General features: G+C 37.5%; 15 protein-coding genes. 11 read left to right on the top strand and 4 right to left on the bottom strand.

Translation table 11 applies throughout. The annotated features are described in order from the left end of the window. Positions 1-23 precede the first annotated feature (23 nt). Entirely contained in the window at positions 24-665 is a 642-nt protein-coding gene (locus ACNR9Q_RS15725; protein WP_419212178.1) for an NUDIX hydrolase, read from the bottom strand. Between ACNR9Q_RS15725 and ACNR9Q_RS15730 the strand changes: the two genes are divergently transcribed. Next, positions 664-1,377: a peptidylprolyl isomerase gene (locus tag ACNR9Q_RS15730; protein WP_419212179.1), complete on the top strand. Its 714-nt coding sequence runs from the start codon at positions 664-666 to the stop codon at positions 1,375-1,377. The two genes, ACNR9Q_RS15725 and ACNR9Q_RS15730, sit on opposite strands and share 2 nt — an antisense overlap. A gap of 42 nt (positions 1,378-1,419) precedes the next feature. Here the strand turns inward: ACNR9Q_RS15730 and ACNR9Q_RS15735 are convergent, their stop codons facing one another. Both ACNR9Q_RS15735 and ACNR9Q_RS15740 read right to left on the bottom strand, forming a co-directional pair. Continuing rightward, a complete protein-coding gene (locus tag ACNR9Q_RS15735; protein ID WP_419212180.1) occupies positions 1,420-2,025 on the bottom strand; it encodes a trimeric intracellular cation channel family protein in 606 nt (201 codons plus the stop codon). Positions 2,026-2,028: 3 nt separating this feature from the next. After that, on the bottom strand, positions 2,029-2,754 hold the full coding sequence (locus tag ACNR9Q_RS15740) for an RDD family protein (protein ID WP_419212181.1): 726 nt from the start codon (positions 2,752-2,754) through the stop codon (positions 2,029-2,031). Between the two features lie 33 nt (positions 2,755-2,787). On the opposite strand from ACNR9Q_RS15740, the gene ACNR9Q_RS15745 reads away from it, so the two are divergent. The 6 genes from ACNR9Q_RS15745 to ACNR9Q_RS15770 are packed head-to-tail and all read left to right on the top strand — an operon-like array spanning position 2,788 to position 8,953. Next, positions 2,788-3,774 carry a stage II sporulation protein M gene (locus tag ACNR9Q_RS15745; protein WP_419212182.1) on the top strand — a complete coding sequence of 329 codons (987 nt, stop codon included), beginning with the start codon at positions 2,788-2,790 and terminating at the stop codon, positions 3,772-3,774. Continuing rightward, positions 3,737-4,675, top strand: coding sequence for a hypothetical protein (locus tag ACNR9Q_RS15750; RefSeq protein ID WP_419212183.1), 939 nt, complete (start codon positions 3,737-3,739; stop codon positions 4,673-4,675). Before ACNR9Q_RS15745 ends, ACNR9Q_RS15750 begins: the two co-directional genes overlap by 38 nt. 1 nt (position 4,676) lies before the next feature. Further along, on the top strand, positions 4,677-5,402 hold the full coding sequence (locus ACNR9Q_RS15755; RefSeq protein WP_419212184.1) for a hypothetical protein: 726 nt from the start codon (positions 4,677-4,679) through the stop codon (positions 5,400-5,402). Position 5,403: 1 nt separating this feature from the next. Then, on the top strand, positions 5,404-6,624 hold the full coding sequence (locus tag ACNR9Q_RS15760) for a DUF4350 domain-containing protein (RefSeq protein ID WP_419212185.1): 1,221 nt from the start codon (positions 5,404-5,406) through the stop codon (positions 6,622-6,624). Then, positions 6,614-7,612 (top strand): AAA family ATPase, encoded by a 999-nt coding sequence (locus tag ACNR9Q_RS15765; protein WP_419212186.1) that lies wholly within the window; start codon positions 6,614-6,616, stop codon positions 7,610-7,612. The genes ACNR9Q_RS15760 and ACNR9Q_RS15765 overlap by 11 nt, the downstream gene beginning before the upstream one ends. Positions 7,613-7,618: 6 nt before the next feature. After that, the gene (locus tag ACNR9Q_RS15770; protein WP_419212187.1) at positions 7,619-8,953 is read left to right on the top strand and encodes a DUF58 domain-containing protein; all 1,335 of its coding nucleotides are present in this window, start codon (positions 7,619-7,621) and stop codon (positions 8,951-8,953) included. Between the two features lies 1 nt (position 8,954). On the opposite strand, the gene ACNR9Q_RS15775 is transcribed toward ACNR9Q_RS15770, so the two are convergent. Further along, on the bottom strand, positions 8,955-9,425 hold the full coding sequence (locus ACNR9Q_RS15775; RefSeq protein WP_419212188.1) for a hypothetical protein: 471 nt from the start codon (positions 9,423-9,425) through the stop codon (positions 8,955-8,957). 189 nt (positions 9,426-9,614) lie between these two features. Between ACNR9Q_RS15775 and ACNR9Q_RS15780 the strand changes: the two genes are divergently transcribed. From ACNR9Q_RS15780 to ACNR9Q_RS15795, 4 genes are all read left to right on the top strand, one after another. Next, positions 9,615-10,328, top strand: coding sequence for a pirin family protein (locus tag ACNR9Q_RS15780; protein WP_419212189.1), 714 nt, complete (start codon positions 9,615-9,617; stop codon positions 10,326-10,328). A 229-nt stretch (positions 10,329-10,557) separates the two neighbouring features. Beyond that, on the top strand, positions 10,558-11,916 hold the full coding sequence (locus ACNR9Q_RS15785; RefSeq protein WP_419212190.1) for a sensor histidine kinase: 1,359 nt from the start codon (positions 10,558-10,560) through the stop codon (positions 11,914-11,916). A 33-nt stretch (positions 11,917-11,949) separates the two neighbouring features. Next, positions 11,950-13,053, top strand: coding sequence for a Gfo/Idh/MocA family protein (locus tag ACNR9Q_RS15790; RefSeq protein WP_419212191.1), 1,104 nt, complete (start codon positions 11,950-11,952; stop codon positions 13,051-13,053). 24 nt (positions 13,054-13,077) lie between these two features. Beyond that, positions 13,078-15,270, top strand: coding sequence for a transferrin receptor-like dimerization domain-containing protein (locus ACNR9Q_RS15795; protein ID WP_419212192.1), 2,193 nt, complete (start codon positions 13,078-13,080; stop codon positions 15,268-15,270). Positions 15,271-15,275: the final 5 nt, after the last annotated feature.

Below are 15,275 nucleotides of genomic sequence, written 5' to 3' on the forward strand. Positions count from 1 at the left end.
ATGCTAAAATAATTAAATATCAATTATAACACTTGCTTTATCAATTCTTTAATCTCGCTCAACATCATTGCCGTTGCTCCCCAGACAATATAACCATTTAATTTGAAGGCCGGTACTTCAATATTTGTGGCATAGGAAGTACTCAGTTTTTCAAGAACTATGTTAGCCTCATCCAAAAAATCTACTATGGGAACCTCTAAAATCAGTTCCACCTCATCATCTTGCTTAATAAAAGGTTTTGGGTTTCTGTAAAGCCCTATATACGGTTGCACTATAAAATTACTCGGCGGAACGAAAATTTTGGATATTTTTTTTACGACCGTAATATCATTGGGAGCAACCCCTACTTCTTCATGCGTTTCTCTAAGCGCCGTTGTCAAAAGGCCGATATCGGACTTCTCTTCTTTACCACCAGGAAAGCCAATTTGGTTGGAATGCACTCCCTTATAAGTCTTACGAAGGATGAACAGCAGATTGGTTTTTTTTTCAACTGTCGGATAGAACAAGGCCATAACCGCAGCTTTCCTTGGATTTTGCTTTTCCAATGCTAGCTTTTTCAATTCTTGCAATCTACCTTCTGGTGCCATTTTGTATTGGGAAGCCTCCCCTGGTAGCGGTAGATTTTTTATTTTTGATATCCGTTGTTCAAAAAAATCGAAATCCATGAAATCACGTAAACGTTCTATTTTTTTTTTAATTTCCGTAGTACTAACCCTTTCCTGCAAAGATAGTTCTAAGAAAGCTGAAAGTGCAATTTCTGAACCGTCAGAAACTGTAGATTCTACACAAGTTGATACCACTTCAATAGTCGAGAAAGAAGATAAATTCGAACTTACAGATGATAACGCCATTGATTTCTTTTTCAACTACGAAAAAACGTTGAAAGCTAACAAGGTAAAAATAACCACCAATTTTGGTAGTTTCGTAATTGAACTTTATAAAAATGTACCCTATCACAGGGCAAACTTCATTTATCTGACTAGAAAGAAATACTTTAATGGTACCCAATTTCATAGAGTTGTGAAGGATTTTATCATTCAAGGCGGTAATTCGGATGATGTAGAAACAGGGAAAAAAAGGAGCGAAATTGGTAGGTATCTCTTACCGCCAGATACCCGTAAAGGTCACAGCCACCATAGAGGCACCATATCGATGCCCAGTAGCGAGCGTGATAACCCACATATGCTAGCATCTCCTTTTGAGTTTTTTATTGTAGTGACGAAACCTGGCTCTTATCACCTCGATGGCGAATACACTCCTTTTGGCAGGGTCATCGAAGGAATGGACGTTGTCGATAAAATAAATAGCCAACCCGTAGGAGAAGGTGATTGGCCCATGCAGAACATCTATATCGAAAAGGCGGAGGTTGTGGAATAATTGACAGTTGACAGAAAATTAAATTGCAAAATGATTTTCACCCTATCCCCTGTAGATATTAGGCAAAGAAATTTTAAACTTAACGGCCAAAATTCGCATTACAATAATAGTTAAAATACCTATTGTCTGGGCAACTGCAGTATTTATCGGAAATTGAATGAGCAAAAAATAGACCATCGCTCCTAAAATGCAAACAGTGGCATAAATCTCTTTTCTGAATATAACCGGTATCTCATTACATAGAATATCGCGTATGACACCACCGAAACAAGCCGTAATAGTACCCAGCGCAATGCACATAATTGGCGACAGGTCGGCGGCCAAGCCCTTTTCAACACCTACCATCGTATAAAGCCCAATGCCTATAGTATCAAAAAGGAAAAGTGATTTTCTAACATATTTCAATTGCTTCACAAAAAATATGGCGAGAATTACAGTTGCCGAAATAATGAGCAAATGCATGGGTGCCATTAACCATCCTACAGGCCTAGTTCCAATTAAAAGATCTCGCAATGTACCACCACCAACGGCGGTAACGAAAGCAATGATCAAGACGCCAAAAACGTCTAATTTCTTTTCCATAGCTACCAAAACCCCAGAAATCGCAAAAGCTATGGTACCTAAAATATCAATAACAAAGTAAAACATAACTTATGCTTGTTGTGTATAGTAATTATAATCCTTTAAGACGGTATCCAGATATTGTTTGTCGTATAATACGGAATTGGTCTGTAAAATACTATCCACCTTGTCCCTCAAAGCCTTTAAGGTTTTAAAATCATTACTTTTCTTGGCTATATGAAACGTTTCTTTGATCAATCGTATATCCTTATCGGTCAACAAAGTAACATTTGAAAATTGAGGTATATAGGTATCCTCAACTTCCTCTAAAATAGTATGGGAAACCTTTGTTTTACTCTTTGTACTTATAACCACGGTCCCTGCCGCAGCATCCCCCAATCGTTGCCGTTTTTCTGAAAAGAGAATCGTCAAAATTCCTATTGACCCAACGAACAACCAAATATCGACCAACCGCAACATCCAGCGCACCAAATAATTACTCCAATGTACCGAAGAACCATCTAATTTCACAACTCTCATTTTAAGCAACATTTTGCCCACGGTCCTACCATTAAAAATAATGTGCATGAGAAGACTATAGCCCATGGCCGGTAAGAAAATCAATGCTACCAATCCCCTTTGTGTCCATCGGTCATCATACAAGTAGCCGATGGCGTCCCCAATTAAATTCACCAGAATAGCATAGAGATATAAAATAAAAGCATCTATAAAAAATGCCACAATACGCTCACCAATACTAACTATGGTATAATTAAGATTGACATTTTGCGTTGTATTGATTTGAAGGTTATTCATTAAGTCCTAAATTTAACATTGTAAATAGTATCTATGCGTGAAGCCGCTTTTGTAAGGCAAAATAAGGAAAAATGGATAGCATTTGAAAAAGCCATTAACCTTGGATCGAACACAAATCCCGATGAACTCGCCAATGGTTATATTCAACTCACCAATGATTTGGCCTATGCGCAAACGTATTACGCAGAAAGTAAGACTTTATTGTATCTAAACGGGTTAGCTTCTCAGGCCCATCAAAAGATTTATAAAAATAAAAAAGAGAGCCAAAACCGTATTTTTAATTTTTGGAAAACCGAATTTCCCTTGTTTTTCAAGCAATACCATAAAACCTTAGGCACCGCTTTTTTGATTTTTATAGTTGCCTCGGCAATCGGCTCTATATCTGCCCTGAACGATGCAACTTTCGTACGCCTTATTTTAGGTGATGCCTATGTGAATGAAACACTCAATAATATTGCCAATGGGGATCCTGCCGCCATTTACAAAGGCGGCAGCGAAATAGGTAGTTTTCTGGGAATCACCATAAATAATATTCGGGTCGCTTTTTTGGCATTTTCCTTTGGTGTCATTACCAGTATTGGCACAGCGTACATTCTGTTTAGCAACGGCATCATGCTTGGGGCTTTCGTGACTTTTTTTTACACCAAAGGGGTTTTCTTTGAAGCCAATAAACAGATTTGGCTGCATGGCACCATAGAAATATCGGTTATTATCATTGCCGGGTGTGCCGGTCTAATTATGGGGAACAGCATTCTTTTTCCGAAAACATATTCCAGGCGTGTTTCGTTCATGAAAGGAGCCAAAGATGGACTAAAAGTAGTGGTAAGCACCATTCCCTTTTTTATCATTGCCGGGTTTATCGAAGGATTTATAACCCGATATACCCATATGCCCAATTGGCTTGCGTTTCTAATTATTGGCTCATCTTTACTATTGATACTTTATTACTATTGGATATACCCCATCTTACTTAATAAAAAACATGAAAGACAATTACATACCATTACGGGTAAACCGTGATTTTGGAGACATCATTTCAGTTTACTTTGACTTTTTTAAACAGAATATTAAAAATTTCACTAATGTTTTTGTTAGCTACAATGGTATATTTTTAGTAGGGCTTTTGATTACCAGCTATTTATTGGTATCTGGTTTTATAGGATTGATCGCTTTTGAGTCTAACCCAAATGGTATTACCGGAATGGATACTATAGACCAGAATTATTATATCTATTTAATATGCGGAGGTCTTCTATTCTTTATAATCTTTCTTTTGATCGCGATTTTGAACTATTCTTTAGCTAGTGGCTATATGGTTAAATATGTGGAAACCAAGACCAATACCTTTGACAAAAAAGAGGTTTGGGATTATGTGAAAGATCAATTTGGAAACATTGTGCTATTTGTATTACTGCTTATTCCCCTATATTCCGTTTTTGTTATTGTCGCCATTATTTTGGCCATTATACCCATATTAGGAATTTTTGTGCAATACGCATTACAGTTCTTTGTATCGGCATGGGTCGGTGTTTCATTTTATGATATGCTAGACAAGAAAAAAGGGGTGGCTGAAGCCTTAGGTGAAGGTTGGCGCTTGGTTTCCTCTAATTTCTGGAAATCTGTCGGTGTAAATTTTATTTTAGGCCTACTACTTGGTATTTTACTTATGATCACGCTAATCGTTCCTGGAATAATCATTGGTGTCTACACCTTTCATGTCGTTGAAAACGACGTAGATTATGGACACTCTATCGTTACTACGGTAATCTATACGATATCCACCTGTTTAATACTAATTATACTCGTTTACGGACAATGTTTGACACAATTTGTCAATGGAATTCTATATTACGCATTACATGAGAAAACCTATAATGAAAGTACCCGGGCACGAATTGAACAAATAGGATTAAAAGAATAGTTTGAAACAAAAATTTATACTCTTTCTATTTTATTTGGTCGGCCTTTGTTCTTTTGCGCAACAGGCGCGTGATAGTTCTAAGGTTCATATCGATACTTCATCGGTTGTATTACCCCGAAACTTTAGCAAAAACATTTTCCAGAAATACTCGGGAGAAGAATTTAATTACACTACCAAAACCGGAGAGTCACAAAATCTTTTGGCACGGTTCCTTAACTGGATCGGAAAGGGATTGTACAGCATTTTTGGTATTAAGCTATCACCACAAATACTTCAATTACTAGAATACCTTATTTATGGGTTAATGGCGCTTTTGGCCATTTATTTATTAGTGAAGATGTTCACCAATGAACGTTTCAATTCCCTTTTCACTAAAAAAGCGAAAACTTTGAATGACCCTATTCTTACCGAGCAACATATCGAAACTATTGACATCAACAATCTGCTAAACGTCGCCTTGGAAAACGAAGATTACCGCTCGGCTATTAGATATCAATTTTTACTTACGTTACAATGGCTATCAAAAAAAGATTGTATTCAATGGCATTATGACAAAACGAATTCAGATTATCTAAACGAAATAACATCAAGGCCATTACAAGCAAAATTCAAAAAAATAGCGTATTTGTATGACCATATCTGGTATGGCGAACAGGCCATAGATCAACTGAATTATGAAAAAATCGTATTGGATTTTGAATCCATAAACAACCGAATACCCCAGTAATTTGGAAAGACGTACAAAAATCATATTAGGTCTTTTGGTAATGGTTCTGCTGGGTATCATCGTAACTGAAATTGTACGCCCCAAACCCATCAATTGGCGCCCGTCCTACACGGCTACTTCAAAAATTCCTTTTGGCTGTTTTGTTCTTTTCAATGAATTGCCCACTCTTTTTCCTAATAGTAAAATTGAGACCGTTGAAGAAAGTGTCTATGATGTATTGATCAAAAGAGATTCGAATCACGCATCTAGTTATTTGATGATCAATGATTTTGTGGCATTAGACCAACAGGAAGTCAACCAACTTTTGAACTTTGTCGCCAGTGGAAATCAGGTATTTCTGGCGGCCAGCGAATTAGGTGGACCTTTAGCAGATACATTGAATATTAGAATTGAACGACACTATGGTTTCAGTGAAGATTCGGTCACTGTCGACCTTACCCACCATAGTTTTAAAAGCGATTCGTCTATCTTTGAACGAGGAGTGTATCCAGCCTATTTCGCCAGTATAGATACAATTCATACTGAAATATTAGGTCATCTGAAATTTAAGGATAATTCCTTTTTAAACAACGAGGAGCGTACCGTTAAAAAAGTTCCAAATTTTATAAAGACCAATTTTGGTGAGGGAAGTTTTCTAATCAACACCTTACCTGTGGCATTTACCAATTACTATGTACTCACCGATAATCAGAAATATGTTACCCAAACTTTTTCCTATCTCAAAGATGGCCATTTGTATTGGGATAATTATAAAAAAAGCGGTCGTATTATCATAACATCACCTATGCGTTTTGTTTTGAATCAACCCGCTTTAAAATGGGCCTATTATCTTGCAATTGTTGGTTTATTGCTTTTCGTAGTCTTTAAATCAAAACGTGAACAGCGAATTATACCTATACTAAAACCCTTGGAAAATTCATCGGTAGAATTCACTCGTACCGTAGGTTCTCTTTATCATCAAAACAAAGATTACACAGACTTGAACGGTAAAAAAATAAATTTCTTTTTGTCCTTTGTAAGGCGTAACTATTATATGAATACTACGATACTGGACGAAAATTTCATCACACAGTTATCGGTAAAGTCGGGCAATCATTTAAAAGAAACGAAACAATTAATTGAATTCATTATAGGACTGAAAAACAAACCTTTTCACTCGGAAAACGATACGATAACGCTTTCAAAAAAAATAAACACCTTTACACAATCGCATGGAAGATAATATACAAGAGGGCACAGCAATGGAATTTGATGCTAGAATAGATCTCACAAAACTTCAGGAATCTGTCGCACAAGTAAAAGCAGAATTAAGCAGGGTCATCATCGGTCAGCAAGAAATGATAGAACTATTGATTGTCTCCATTTTGGCCAATGGACATTCACTAATCGAAGGTGTGCCGGGTGTTGCAAAAACCATTACGGCCAAATTATTAGCAAAAACCTTAAACGTAGACTTTAGTCGTATACAGTTTACCCCAGATTTAATGCCCAGTGATATTTTAGGAACTTCTATTTTCAATGTAAAAACGTCTGAATTCGAATTCAAAAAAGGGCCTATATTTTCGAATATTATTTTAATCGATGAAATAAACCGCGCCCCCGCAAAAACCCAGGCCGCTCTTTTCGAATCAATGGCGGAGAGACAAATTACCATTGATGGCAATGCATACGAAATGCAGCCCCCGTTTTTAGTTTTTGCTACACAAAATCCGGTGGAACAGGAAGGGACCTATAGATTACCGGAAGCACAATTAGACCGTTTCTTGTTCAAGATCAATGTAAAATATCCCACCTTAGAAGAAGAGATTCAAATCTTGGAACATAAGCATCGGCAGAAAAACACGACTATTGAGGCATTGGTAAATTCTGTCCTATCCGCAGCTCAAATAGCAACGTATCAAAACACCATTAGGAATATTATTGTTGAGAATAATCTTCTTAAGTACATTGCGGCAATTGTCAATAACACCCGAACCAATGCCAATCTTTATTTAGGGGCCTCGCCAAGAGCATCCATTGCCATTTTAGATGCTTCAAAGGCTGTTGCGGCCATTAATGGGCGCGATTTCGTTACCCCAGATGATATTAAAAAAGTCGTTGCCCCTATTCTTTGTCATCGAATTATCTTAACGCCAGAACGGGAGATGGAAGGCTTTACGGCTGAAAAAGTGGTACACGATCTTATACAAACCATAGAAATACCCAGATAACACATCGTGAAAAAGGCGTTCAAACATATCTATCTTCAGAAACGATTTTTTCTTGTTCTATCGGGCATCATCGTTTGCTTTCTTATATCGTTCATTTTTGAGGATATATTACTACTCGCCAAAGCCCTTTTCTACCTGTTTTTAATTTTCAGCCTTCTAGATATTTTATTGTTATTTCTATCAAAAGGACAAATTACTGCGGATAGAACTGTACCTGACAAACTATCTAACGGGGATGAAAATTGCATACAGATTAAAATTACAAATCAGTATTTGTTCAGAACAGCTCTTAAGATAATCGATGAGCTTCCCTTTCAATTCCAAAAAAGGGATTTTGGTCTATTTAGTCGGTTAAAAAGTGGCGAAAACAAATTCTTTTCCTACTCGGTTAGACCTACGGAGAGAGGTGTATATAGCTTTGGAAGTTTAAATATATTCGCTAGCTCCCCTATTGGACTATTATCTAGAAAATACAGGTTTGGCGTCGATAAGGAAGTGCCTGTATATCCTTCTTTTTTACAGCTACGCAAATATGATTTGCTAGCCTTCAGCAACCGACTTTTTGAATATGGCATTAAGAAAATAAGACGTATAGGGCATACGATGGAGTTTGAGCAAATCAAAGATTACATTCAAGGTGACGATATTCGAAACATCAATTGGAAAGCAACCGCGAAAAAAGGTCAATTGATGGTCAACCAATTTCAGGATGAAAAATCGCAACCAGTGTATTCTGTTATCGACAAAGGTAGGGTCATGAAAATGCCCTTTAATGAATTAAGTCTCTTAGACTACGCCATAAACGCCACTTTGGTCATCAGTAATATAGCCCTAAAAAAACACGACAAGGCCGGAATGTTTTCGTTTAGTAACAAAATAGAAAATAGGGTGGCCGCAGAACGCAGAAGCTCACAAATGAGCCTTATTCTTGAAACCTTGTTCAATCTGAAAACTAATTTTGTAGAAAGTGATTTTAGCAGGTTATACATTGAAGTTAAAAGAAATCTACCCCAAAGAAGTCTTTTATTGCTCTACACCAATTTTGAAACTCTAGATGCCCTGCACAGACAATTACCTTATCTACAAGCGATTGCGAAGCAACATTTATTGGTGGTCATATTCTTTGAGAATACAGAACTAGCCGCCTTTGCTAAGGAAAAAGCAAATACCACATTGCAGATCTTTGAACAGACCATTGCCGAAAAATTCATATCTGAAAAACAATTGGTCGTGAACGAATTACGCAACTATGGCATACAAACCATTTTAACCAAACCCGAGGATTTAACTCTGAACACTATTAACAAATACCTGGAAATAAAGGCCAAAGGCCTTTTATAAACTAGTTCAATAAATAGGAAGCTTGCAATGCAGAAGCGATGTCTCCTGATCCATTTTGATTATATAGCGGCAAAACATCATTTTCCTTATCATCGAATTGAACGACCAAACAACCACAATTTTTACCCCGGCCTCCACCACTTCTTCTTCTACTATCCCTAAGCAGTACATCGAGTGCCATGCCTGATATTACACCTCCTAAAGTGGTGTAAAGCACATCCTTTGTTTCCCAAGCGGCTCCCCGTGGCTTATCGTATAAGCCCTCTTTCGCAAGACCTGCAGCCACACTGCTCCCAACGGCTCCGGCCCACGTCCAACCTCGCCGTCCCTCGAACAATTTATGGGCGGCGTATCCTCCCACTCCCCCAATCACTATTCCGGCCCCGATATGCTTTGCTGCATCAGAACTATTTTGGGCCTGTATATGTATAGTGAAAAATACTAGAAGTAGAAAAACAACTGGTTTTGTCATGAATGCTTTTTTTTTGTCAATAACGTTAATGTATGGATAAAATTACCCTGTGATTCACTTGGGTCAAAGAGTCTGTCGAATGAATCAATTACGAAGCTATGTCATAAAACTCAAATGCTTTAAACAGATCTATATACTGTAAAGTTTTTCGGTTAATTACGACTATTCAAGCTAAAGAATAGATTGACAATGAAAACGGTTTTACATAGAGCAGACACAAGAGGCCATGCTGATCACGGATGGTTAAATTCTTATCACAGTTTCAGTTTTGCGAATTACCACAATGCTGAGCGTATGAATTTTGGGGCATTAAGAGTACTTAACGATGACACAGTCGCTGCTGGTAGGGGTTTTGGAACCCACCCGCATAACAATATGGAAATTATTTCCATTCCATTAGAAGGTGATCTTCAGCATATGGACGACATGGGCAACTCTACTGTAATAAGGGAGGGAGATGTACAGGTAATGAGTGCAGGAACAGGTGTGTCACATAGTGAATTCAATAAAAATCAGGATGAACAGGTTAAATTTCTTCAGATATGGGTATTTCCGAACAAGAAAAATGTGACCCCACGTTACGATCAAATATCCATAAAGAATATAGAATCAAAAAATAGCTTGTACCAGATACTATCTCCAGACCCAGAAGATCAAGGAGTTTGGATACATCAGGATGCTTGGTTTCATTTAGGAAATTTTGAACAGGGAAAATCCGATACCTATTCCCTTAAAAAAGAAGGAAACGGTGTCTATATATTTGTTCTCGAAGGTGAACTAAAGATCAATGACCAGCATTTGAACAAAAGAGACGGATTTGGAATATGGGATACCGATTCCTTTACAATCAATGCACTTACAGCCGCCAAGGTTTTAGTGATGGAAATCCCTATGGAGCTTTAATTAGTTTCTTCACTAATTGATAGTAACGGATTAACTTTAATTCAAGCATTAAAAAAGACACAAAACTGTGTCTTTTTTAATTTATATAAAATCTTAGTATTCACTATACGACTTTCTTATATTTAAGAAAATTTAAATCTATTCATCAAGATTAAGCTCTATTATCTATTAATTCTCAGGATTCGAAGGTTTAATAAATTTTATCAAACATTGTTTTAAAAACAAAAATGTGGCTGTAGAAAAAAATTCTAAACAAAACTCAGTTACCGAAGAAGACATATTATTAGACGTTTTTGGTCTGATTACACTAATATCTACCTCATGCGCATTTGTAGTCTTTCTTGGTACCGTTATTTTTGGTTCATTTATTGAACAACTAATAACTTTCGTCATCACCATTGGTTTTGGAATAGGTCTTGTCCTAAATCGCCTAAACTTATTCTCGGCTACTAGGATATACATGACAACAATGTCACCCACCATGTTTGGGATGACCATATGCCTGGTAGGAGGTTTTTTTGGCCAGGGAGTCGGTATAGCCACCATGACCTTTTTGACATTTATCGTATATCGAGAAAATCCTAAATTAAGAATCATCATTATGGTATATGATGTTTTAGCTTTTATTCTACCTACTATTTATATCACCATGTATGGACCACTATTAGGTACAATAAATTTACCCTATGATGAAATTGTTGTGTTTATAGCCTCATTAGCTTGGCTTTCCTTGACATTTCTTATGTATGATGAAACAAAAACCAGAACGTATACGAACGCTCTAGAAAAAAACAATAAAAATCTAATTTCCAATGAGATAGCATTAAAAGAGGCGCAATCTAACTTAAAGGACCAAAACAAAAAATTATCTATTTTAAACCACGAATTAAGCGTAAAAAATAAACAGATCGAGGAATTCACTTTTATTGTAACCCATGATTTAAAAACTCCGCTAAGTAATATTAACTCTATAGCCAAAGAACTTCAAAAAAAGCCGCAGTTGGCCAATGGAGAAAATCTTGCCGGTTATTTAAAACACCTTCAAGGTAATTCGTTTCGAATGACGAATTTAGTGCATAGTCTTCTAGAATATGCTGAAATAGGTAATTCCAATCAAATGAGAACGATCGATTGTAGAGAGATCTTAGAGCAGGTTCTAAGTGATTTATCGGAAATAATAAAAGAAACCAAAGCCATCATTAAAATTGGCGAGATGCCTAAAATTGTAGGAAGTGAAAGAGAAATAAGAATGCTTTTTCAAAATTTATTGGATAATGCTCTAAAATTCAGGTCTACTAAAAAAGAACCCATAATTTCAATACATTCAGATACCCGACCAGGTTACTACATGTTTAGCATTGAAGATAACGGTATTGGCATTCCTGAAATACAGAAAGGAAACATATTTAACGCCTTTCATAGGTTACACAACCAAAGTGAATTTTCAGGATCAGGAATAGGATTATATAGCTGCAAAAGAGTAATTGATCTGCACAAAGGAAGAATATGGGTAGAATCCGAAGAAAATGAGGGAAGCACCTTTAACTTCACTATAAGTTCTAATTTGACCGAGCAAAATAGTCATTAATCATTCTTGGTCCGATCATTAAAATAGTTTAAAATGAAAAAATATCTATTTCTCCTTTACATAATGCTATGTTCTATACATGCAACAGCGCAAGAGAAGCCATTAAGATTAGGGGTCGCAGGTTTGACACATGGTCATGTGGGATGGATTCTTGGTCGTGAAAAGCAGACCGACATAAATGTGGTCGGCATTGTTGAAACCAACAAAGAGTTAGCTACTAGACTATCAAAAGAATACGGTTTCTCAATGAATATTGTTTTCGATACTATGGATGAGTTGATTTCCGCAGTACGACCCGATGCAATTGCCGCTTTCGGAAATATTAAAGACCATCTTAATGTTGTTGAAAAATGTGCTCCGAATGGAATACATGTTATGGTCGAAAAACCGTTAGCTACCAGTTTTGCCGATGTCAAGAAAATCGAGGCATTATCCAAAAAATATAACATTCATGTACTCACCAATTATGAAACCTCTTGGTATGAAACAAACGTGAAGGCCAACCAACTTTTAGAAGAAGGCACCATTGGTGATTTACGTAAAGTTATCATACGTGATGGCCACAAAGGGCCTAAAAAAATTGGGGTTTCCAAAGAATTTTTAGAATGGTTGACAGACGAGGAATTAAATGGTGGTGGTGCCCTAATGGATTTTGGCTGCTATGGTGCGAACCTGATGACATGGTTAATGAAAGGAAAAAAACCACGCACCGTAACAGCCGTTAAACAACAACTACAGCCTGAGAACAATCCCAATGTTGAGGATGATGCCACTATAATTTTAACTTATGAAAATGAAATGGCCCTATTAGAACCTTCTTGGAATTGGCCCATTGGTAGAAAGGATATGGAACTGTATGGTACAAAAGGTGTAATTTATTCAGATAATCCCATCCAGTTAAGGGTTAGGCTTTCTAAAGGTTATAGTGATTTCACAGAAGAGACCTTATTTTTCAATGAAAGACCAGAGCCTTTTAATGATCCGTTTTCTGTTTTTGCCGCAGTCATAAATGGAGGATTAAAATTAGAACCATATAATGTTTATACATTAGAGAATAATATAGTTGTCATGGAAATTCTTCAAGCAGCTATAAACAGTGCTAACAACGGCACAACCATCAATTTACAAACAAACTAAACTTGAAATCTTTAATTAAAAATCATGAAACCAATACTAACTTCCCTCTTTCTATTATCATTCTATTTAGGCCTTTCGCAAAATACGATTATTGGGTTTTCTCCTGAAAACGCGACTAAAGAACTGGAACTTGAAAAATCTTTTGAAGAAAAGCTCAGCGCTACCAACCTCGATAAATGGATGCAACAAATGGCGGCGGAACCCCATTGGGTCGGAACAGAGTATGGTGAAAAAAATGCAAAATGGATTCAAGGCCTTTTCAAATCATGGGGGTATGATGCCAAAATCGAAACCTATGACATCCTATTCCCCTACCCTACAGAACGCGTTTTAGAACTGACAGGACCAACTTCATATAAGGCTAAACTAACAGCTGTTCCTGTAGAAGGTGATCCTTACACAGCACAGGGCGAGGCTTTACTACCCAGTTACAATGCTTTTTCAATTGATGGCGATGTGGAAGCCGAGCTGGTTTTTGTCAATTACGGAATTCCTAAAGATTATGAGGAACTTGAAAAACTTGGCATTAGTGTTGAAGGTAAAATCGTTATTGCGAAATACCAAGGTTCTTGGAGGGGGATCAAGCCAAAATTGGCCGCCGAAAAAGGAGCTATTGGTTGTATTATTTATTCCGATCCAGAAGATGATGGTTATGGACAAGGCGATGTATATCCTAAAGGAGCCTATAAAAACAAAACGGGAGTACAACGGGGTTCTGTGATGGATATGCCAACCTATCCCGGTGATGTATTGACCCCGGGCTACGGAGCCACGAAAGACGTGAAACGATTAGATCGAAAAGATGCGCCGACCATTACTAAAATCCCAGTATTACCCATTTCATATGAGGATGCACAACCCCTTCTTGAAGCCTTGGAGGGTACCGTAGCTCCAGAGTCTTGGCGAGGTGGTTTGCCTATTACCTATCATATCGGACCAGGTCCTGCCAAAGTGCACTTAAAACTTGCGTTCGATTGGAAACTGGTACCTGCGCATAATGTCATCGCAACTTTAAAAGGATCTGAATTTCCTGATCAATGGGTAATGCGCGGTAATCATCATGATGCTTGGGTTCATGGAGCGAACGATCCTGTAAGTGGTATGGTTGCCCTAATGGAGGAAGCACGTGCCGTAGGTGAACTTGCTAAAAAAGGTCAAAAACCAAAACGCACCATTGTATATTGTGCTTGGGATGCTGAAGAACCCGGACTCATAGGTTCTACAGAATGGGTAGAGGATCATCAAAAGGAACTTCAGGAAAAAGTGGTAGCCTATATCAATACCGATGGTAACGCACGCGGATTTCTTGGTGTGGGTGGTTCACATTCCCTTCAGGCAATGGTCGGCGAGGTTGCAGGTACCATAACAGATCCACAGACACAAGTATCTGTAAAAGAGCGAAGAATTGCCGCAAATATGGTCAATGGTGGTGACGATTCTTTTGACCTGTACGCTTTAGGTTCAGGTTCTGATTACACCCCTTTTCTTCAACATGCCGGTATTGCTGCATTGAACTTGGGTTTTGGCGGCGAAAGCGGTGGCGGTGAGTATCACACGATTTATGATACGTACCCACATTACAAAAGGTTTAAAGATCCAGAATTCGCTTATGGTGTGGCCTTGGCCAATACTGCTGGTCTTATAACCCTTCGTTTGGCAAATGCAGATATCATTCCCTTGAATTTTGATCAATGGCATTCAACTGTATCCGGTTATTTGGATGAAATTATCAAAGAAACCGAATCAATGCGTAAAGAAGTAAAATTACATAATAAATTGGTCGATCAGAATGCTTACCAATTAGCGGCAGACCCAACGAAAGAATACAAGAAAGCGGTTAAAAAAGACATAGTTCCGTTCATAGACTTTTCACCATTGCAGAATGAGTTAGTAGCACTTAAAGAAAGTATTGACACCTTTCAAGGTTTCGATACTTCAAAACTGTCAAAAGAAAAAAAAGAGGAATTGAACGAAAAATTGATGCAAGCTGAGCGTATGCTGATTTCTGAAAAAGGACTTCCAAGAAGACCTTGGTTCAAGCATCAGATCTATGCACCTGGGTTCTATACAGGATACGGCGTAAAAACGCTTCCCGGTGTCCGAGAAGCCATCGAACAAAAAAATTGGAAAGAAGCACAAGAGCAAATTAAAGTATTGACGGCTACTTTTAGTAATTTCAACAACTATTTACAAGATTTAAATAAAAGCATACAATAAAGATT

It is taken from the genome of Maribacter sp. X9 (genome assembly GCF_048537565.1).
GTDB lineage: Bacteria > Bacteroidota > Bacteroidia > Flavobacteriales > Flavobacteriaceae > Maribacter.